This is a genomic window from Xenorhabdus entomophaga (assembly GCF_037996725.1).
Taxonomy (GTDB): domain Bacteria; phylum Pseudomonadota; class Gammaproteobacteria; order Enterobacterales; family Enterobacteriaceae; genus Xenorhabdus; species Xenorhabdus khoisanae.
In genome coordinates this window covers 72116-78993 of the sequence record NZ_JBBMXH010000008.1, presented here as the reverse complement: position 1 = coordinate 78993, position 6878 = coordinate 72116, and the positions used below count along the sequence as shown (strand labels likewise).

The window sequence follows — 6878 nt, the reverse complement described above, 5'->3', positions numbered from 1 at the left end:
TGCTCTTTCCCATTGATAGTCATCAGGAAAATTTTGGACATCCGCGATGAGCACCTCATCAGGAATTTTCATGGGAGGCTTATCACGCGTCATGCAAGGTTCTATTTTATGGCTCCACCGGAACAGGGTACGAATAGAAATCTCAAAATGGGCACTCGTTTGTTCGAAAGTCAACGAATGCTTATCTTTGTATGCCAGGACTCTTTTTCGAAAATCTAAACTGTAACCCATTTCACTTTATGCCTTGTCATGTTGGATTTGGATATTATGACATATTAGTATGATTCTGCTATATGTGGCAGCTCATCAAAAGAGTTAAGATTTTCTTGAATGCCGCTTCAGCAAATAGTTGGAAAGGAATAGGAAATATGAAATTCTCATAATTATGAAAAGTTATATATCAAAAACTTGAAATAAGGGTAGGGATATTTCATCAATAACAACACGCTATAATACCCTCTTTTTACATGCTATTTTATTGATATTATATTTTCTTCGAGATGTTTTTTTACTCTTTTTATGATGATAGATATCATTATTGTTGTATTTAATATAATACTTTAAATTGAACAAATTCCTTATTAACACGCAATGGGAGTAAATGTTAAAAAAGCCAAAAAAGTTAAGAATGAGGTAGCTGTTAATAATATAATGGATTTGAATTAACTGCTATTTATTGCGTTATACGAGTAAGTCAGACATATATTCTTTTATTTATATTTGTTAATTAAATTATTCACACAATAGTTTCGTAATATGATATTTTAACTTTCATGCTTTTTGGTATTGCCTTGAGTGGGTTACCAATAAATAAAAGTTATCAACTGATAACTTGATGCTTATTATTTGGTTTCTGGTGGTAGCCCTAATTGTATGACATATAAAATAATCAGTTATGGATTTATTTGTATGATGTATTCCCAATTCACTTCAAATTTCAGCATCATCAATAAGGCTGTAATTTGAAAAATGAAAAGGCGTGTTGGGCATTATGGATAACAAGAGATTATCTTGTTTTGTATGACTAAAATGAGTAATTTGGTTGCTTATTGAAATAATTTTATTATGGAATTAATTCATAATAATAAATCTTTTGCGAATTGTATCCTTATTAACTAACATTTCATTAGTTAACATTTTGACCGATTGACCTGATAAAACCTTTGGCAAAACACGAAGTTAAAATGCTATCACCATGAATCTGTAATGTTTTGTAGTTATTTAACAATCATTGGGCGAAAGAACATGGATATACGCAATCTTGAAGCTTTTATCGTTTTGGCTGAGACTCTTAATTATCATAAGGCTTCAGAGAGGCTTTATCTTTCTCAGCCTGCCTTGACGAAGAAAATACACGGGTTGGAAGATATTCTTGGTGCTTCACTATTTACAAGGGGGCCAAATGGAACAAGATTGACAGATTTCGGGCATAAGACGCTGGAAAATGCCAGAAAATTCTTAACTCACTATGAACGTTTCAAAAGTCAGGTTCATTTTGATTCAAAAGAAGATATGACCAGACATTTATATATCGGTTCCTGTTTTCCTATCCATAATTATTCTCAAATAGAGAAGCAGGTTATGGAAAAGAAAGGAAATGTTGTACTGGCGTTTGTGACAGGGCTGTCAGTTGAACAACAGGTCAGTTTATTGAACGCAGGGATGTTACATGTTGCGGTGATGCCTTTGGCATCTATTGCACCATTGGAACCGAAAAAGGTATTTACGGAAAGGTTAGTCTATATCTTCAAAAAAAATAGTAACCTGATATCTAAGTTCAGAACGGCGTTAAGTAAGCTTGGAAATGGGATTTCTCCGATAAATTCGTCAGAAAAAAAAGAGGTGGCTGAGTTAACGGATTATCTTAATGTTTTTCCTGTTTATACGGGGGAAAATATGAATTTGTTATTAAAAACAAATGATATTATGTTGATAATTGAAATGATTACAAAAAATAGTGCCTATACCTGTGTGCCTAAGAGGATTATTAGTGCTATTCCTGAGTATTATCTGAATTTTCTGGAAATTGTTGAAACAGATAAAAAAATTGACCTTGGAGTAGTATGGGCAAAATCAATAGATGATCATTTAGTTGATGACGCTGAAAATTTTTCCACATTGGTTGCTGATGTATAATCCAATGAGCAACGGTGGTTTTCTATCGGATATCCATCATTCATTCTCTTGTGAGAATGAAGTTTGGTGTATGACTTTTTAAAAATTTTCTTATTTTTGTATTTTTATTTTGTCAGTAGAGAATAATACTTTCAGGGTTTGAAAAAGAGTAATAGGGTAAGAGAATAGGGAGTGATCGGGCATTGAATGGCAATGCCCGATTATACTCAGGAAATTAGTTAACACTTTGACTTGCATTAAATAATTCGGTCATTTTCTCAAGCTGTTCCTGAATATCTAACCATTCCATCTCGATATTTTCTAATTCAGATTTTGTTTGTGTCTGTTGATGCAGACATTCGGTTAGTTCAGTTTTTCGGTCATTTTCATAGAGTGTGTTATCTGATAGCTTCGCTTCCAAATCTGCCAATGCTGTGCTGAGTTTTTCCATCTGCTTTTCAAGGGTGGCAAGCTGTTTACGCAGTGGCTGCGTTTGGTTACGCAATTCTGCTTCACGCCGTTTTTGATCTTTACGCTCTTGAGCACTGTAATTTGCAGTTCCATTCACTAAAGTGTCGGCATCAGCTTTTTCTTTTTCCTGACTGTCACGCATTTGTTGGCGTTGCAGTTCAGTCAGCCACTGCTGGTAATCTTCTAAATCACCCGTGAAAGGCTCTGCTGCACCATCATGCACCAGATAAAGCTCGTCCGTTGTGGAGCGCAGTAAATGCCTGTCATGCGATACGACGACCAGCGCACCTTCGAAATCAATAAGTGCTTCCGTCAGAGCCTGTCTCATGTCGAGATCAAGATGGTTGGTCGGTTCATCAAGCAGAAGCAAGTTCGGGCGCTGCCAGACAATGAGCGCTAATACCAGACGGGCTTTTTCACCACCGGAAAAACGTCCGCTTGGATCAGTCACCTGATCGCCTTTAAAGCCAAATCCACCAAGATAATCCCGCAGTTGTTGCTCTGCCTCTTGTGGCGCGATTCGGGCTAAATGCTGCAACGGCGATTCGTCTGCGCGCAGGTATTCCAACTGGTGCTGTGCGAAGTATCCCAGCTTGATGCCTTTTGATAAGGCAATTTCTCCTTGCTGTGGCGCAAGTTCGCCTGCCAGCAGTTTGATCAGCGTGGATTTCCCCGCACCATTGCGGCCCAATAAGCCGATACGTGAACCCGGTACGAGGTTTAATTTGATCGAATTCAGGATGGTTTTGTCGCCGTATCCGGCACTGACTTTTTCCATGTTCAAAAGTGGATTAGGCAGGCTATCCGGTTGGCGGAAACTGAAATGGAAGGGATTATCAACATGAGCAGGGGCGATAAGCTCCATACGTTCCAGCATCTTGATGCGGCTTTGTGCCTGCTTCGCTTTGGTGGCTTTGGCGCGAAAGCGGTCAATATAGCTCTGCAAATGAGCCACTTTTTCTTGCTGGCTTTGGTATAGCGCCTGTTGCTGGGCAAGTTTGGCGACGCGTTGCCGTTCGAAAGAGGTGTAGTTCCCCGTATATTCGTACAGATCCTGTTGCTCAATGTGCAGAATTTTATCAATGATCGGATCGAGGAAATCCCGATCGTGGGAAATCAGGATCAAGGTTCCGGTATAATTTTTCAGCCACTTTTCCAGCCAGATGACCGCATCCAGATCAAGGTGGTTGGTCGGTTCATCGAGCAACAGCAAGTCGGAACGACAAATCAGAGCCTGTGCCAGATTGAGGCGCATGCGCCAGCCGCCAGAGAATGACCGGACTGGCTGTTCCAGCTGTGCCGGAGAAAAACCCAAACCGTGCAATAGGCTGGCAGCTCTGGCCCGGATTGTCCATGCCTGAATAGTATCAAGCAAGCCATGAAGATGGGCGATAGCGTGACCGTCATTCTGTTCGTTGGCGATTTGTAGTTTTTGTTCCAGTTGCCGGAATTCACGGTCGCCATCAATCACATATTCCAGTGCTGGCGTTTCCAGAGCGGGCGTTTCCTGATTTACCCAAGCCAGTGACCAGTTATTGGGAAATGTGACGGAACCATTCTCTGCCTGAAGTTCATCTTTCAGTAGTGCGAGCAGGGTAGATTTACCACAACCATTCTTGCCCACTAATCCTACTTTCTGGCCGGGGTTGATGGTTGCATTAGCATTGTCCAGCAGGATACGAATGCCACGGCGGATTTGCAGTGAAGAGAAAACAATCATAGATGTTGTCTATATATAATGTGTTAAGTTAATAATTAGGTTTATATCCTTCATCTTTCAATTTGCTGTCTTGTGAGCCGCAATCGAAATCTATCGGGTATATGTATTCAATTTGATAGCTTGACGTGCATGGTAGCGGAAAATATGTGTCCTGACACGTCTTAGGGGGATTGATGTTATCGCCTAGCGTATTGCCGCCTAAAGTGTTGCTGTTATATACCCATCCTGAACCTCTGAATTCAGTTGCCAATAAGGTTTTGTTGGAGCCTGTTCCCGCGTTGGAACATGTCACGATTCACGATCTCTATGGCTGTTACCCCGATTTTTTTATTGATGTAGCCTGGGAGCAAAAATTGCTGCGTGAGCACAAAATTATTGTATTCCAGCATCCTCTGTATACTTATAGTTGCCCTGCGTTATTAAAAGAGTGGATGGATCGCGTATTGAACCGGGATTTTGTCAGCGGGGCTGAACATGCGTTGAGAGGAAAATACTGGCGCTCTGTCATCACGACAGGGGAACCGAAAGGTGCTTACCAGAGAGGGGGATATAATCTTTATCCGTTGGAAGAGATTCTCCGTCCTTTTGAATTGACGGCATTAATGTGCCAGATGCATTGGTTATCACCAATGATAGTTTACAGTGCCAGACGCCAACGGCCCGAAGCTCTCGTGAGTCATGCGGATGCTTATCGGGAATGGCTGAAAGCGCCATTGTCTTTGGGAGGACTATGACCATGGAGACTTCAGCGCTGTTAAGCGCCGGAACACTGTTTTTATTTGCTGCTGTTGTGGCTGTTCCCCTCGCCCAAAAATTCAAAATTGGGGCCATATTAGGCTATCTCATTGCAGGAATCGCACTTGGCCCGTGGGGGCTGGGGTTTATCAAGGATGTTGATGAGATCCTGCATTTCTCTGAACTTGGCGTGGTTTTCCTGATGTTCATTATCGGCCTTGAGTTAAATCCTGCAAAACTCTGGCAACTCAGGCGCTCGATTTTTGGCGCTGGTACAGCACAGGTAACATTCACTGCGCTGGTACTGGCCTCCTTTCTTTGTCTGATGAATTTTTCATGGCAGGCTGCGGTTATTGGCGGTGTTGGTCTTGCGATGTCATCCACTGCGATGTCGCTGCAATTGATGAAAGAGAAGGGAATGACCAATAATGAAGGCGGGCAGCTCGGTTTTTCCATTCTGCTGTTTCAGGATATGGCAGTCATCCCCGCTTTGGCGATGATCCCATTACTGGCTGGAGGATCTGGTTCCAGTGACTGGTATCGCATTGGACTGAAAATTGCGGCTTTCGCCGGTATGTTGCTGGGAGGCAGATATTTGCTGCGTCCCCTGTTTCGCTTAGTGGTGAAATCAGGTGTCAGGGAGATGTTTACCGCCGCTTCATTGCTGGTTGTATTGGGGGCGGCGATTTTTATGGAGACGTTGGGGTTTTCAATGGCGCTCGGTACTTTCATTGCCGGTGTCTTGTTAGCAGATAGCGAATATCGCCACGAACTGGAGATCTCCATTGAACCCTTCAAGGGATTGTTGCTCGGGTTATTTTTTATTTCTGTCGGTATGTCTCTCAATATGGGAGTCTTACTGACTCATCTGGTTAGTGTCTTGCTCAGTGTCACAGGTTTGGTGCTGATAAAGGGCCTCATACTTTATATTATCGGCAGAATATCCGGTTTAAAAAAATCATCGAGCGTACAATTCTCCGGCGTACTCAGTCAGGGAGGCGAATTTGCATTCGTCTTATTTTCTGCCGCGCTAGGGCAGGGCGTGTTGGATCAGAATCAGATATCACTCCTGTTGGTTGTGGTGACATTATCAATGATGACAACACCCTTGGTAATGCAGTTGATTGAAAGCATGCTGGCGCGCCGATATAACGAACAGGAAGGGCATAATTCACCGGATGAACATCATGAACAGCCATTTGTGGAAGATAATAATCCACAGGTGATTTTGGTGGGGTTTGGACGCTTCGGGCAAGTGGTCGGGCGTTTGTTGATGGCGAATAAAATCCGCACCACAGTATTGGAACGTGAAGTGAGTGCAATCAGTACCATGCGACGTTATGGCTATAAGGTGTATTATGGCGATGCGAGCGAACTGGCGCTGTTGCGTTCAGCGGGAGCTGCCAAAGCCAGGGCGATTGTCATTACCAGTGACGAACCGGAAAATACGATGGCGATCGTCCATTTGTGCCAGAAGCATTTTCCTCACCTGAATATTCTTGCACGTGCAAGGGGGCGTCTCGAAGCCCATGAACTGTTGCAAAGTGGCGTGAAAGATTTTAATCGGGAAACATTTTCCAGTGCATTGGAATTGGGGCGGAAGGTACTGATTAGGCTGGGTATGCATCCACATCAGGCACATCGCGCACAGCAGCATTTCCGGCGCTTGGATATACGTATGTTACGTGAACTGATGCCGCATCTGCATGGGGATGTAGCACAAATATCCCGCGTCAAAGAAGCTCGCAGGGAATTGGAAGAATTGTTTGAACGGGAAATGATTAATGAGCGTCGCCAGCCGGAAGGATGGGATGAAAATGAATAGCGTTGGGGGGAA

5 protein-coding genes are annotated in these 6878 nt (G+C 42.8%); 3 read left to right on the top strand and 2 right to left on the bottom strand.

All coding sequences use genetic code 11. The annotated features are described in order from the left end of the window. Positions 1–231 (bottom strand): IS630 transposase-related protein (locus tag AAC854_RS02930; RefSeq protein ID WP_340615818.1); only part of this gene is annotated, 231 nt, incomplete at its 3' end. A 1014-nt stretch (positions 232–1245) separates the two neighbouring features. On the opposite strand from AAC854_RS02930, the gene AAC854_RS02925 reads away from it, so the two are divergent. Continuing rightward, positions 1246–2136: a LysR family transcriptional regulator gene (locus tag AAC854_RS02925; protein WP_340615817.1), complete on the top strand. Its 891-nt coding sequence runs from the start codon at positions 1246–1248 to the stop codon at positions 2134–2136. Between the two features lie 214 nt (positions 2137–2350). Here AAC854_RS02925 and AAC854_RS02920 read toward each other — a convergent pair whose 3' ends face one another. Further along, on the bottom strand, positions 2351–4306 hold the full coding sequence (locus tag AAC854_RS02920; protein ID WP_340615816.1) for an ABC transporter ATP-binding protein: 1956 nt from the start codon (positions 4304–4306) through the stop codon (positions 2351–2353). Positions 4307–4479: 173 nt separating this feature from the next. Here AAC854_RS02920 and kefG point away from each other — a divergent pair, with 173 nt between their 5' ends. Together kefG and kefB are read left to right on the top strand one after the other, a co-directional pair. Next, positions 4480–5040 carry a glutathione-regulated potassium-efflux system ancillary protein KefG gene (gene kefG, locus AAC854_RS02915; protein WP_340615815.1) on the top strand — a complete coding sequence of 187 codons (561 nt, stop codon included), beginning with the start codon at positions 4480–4482 and terminating at the stop codon, positions 5038–5040. A gap of 2 nt (positions 5041–5042) precedes the next feature. Next, positions 5043–6866 (top strand): glutathione-regulated potassium-efflux system protein KefB, encoded by a 1824-nt coding sequence (gene kefB, locus AAC854_RS02910; protein WP_340615821.1) that lies wholly within the window; start codon positions 5043–5045, stop codon positions 6864–6866. The last annotated feature ends 12 nt before the right edge of the window (positions 6867–6878 follow it).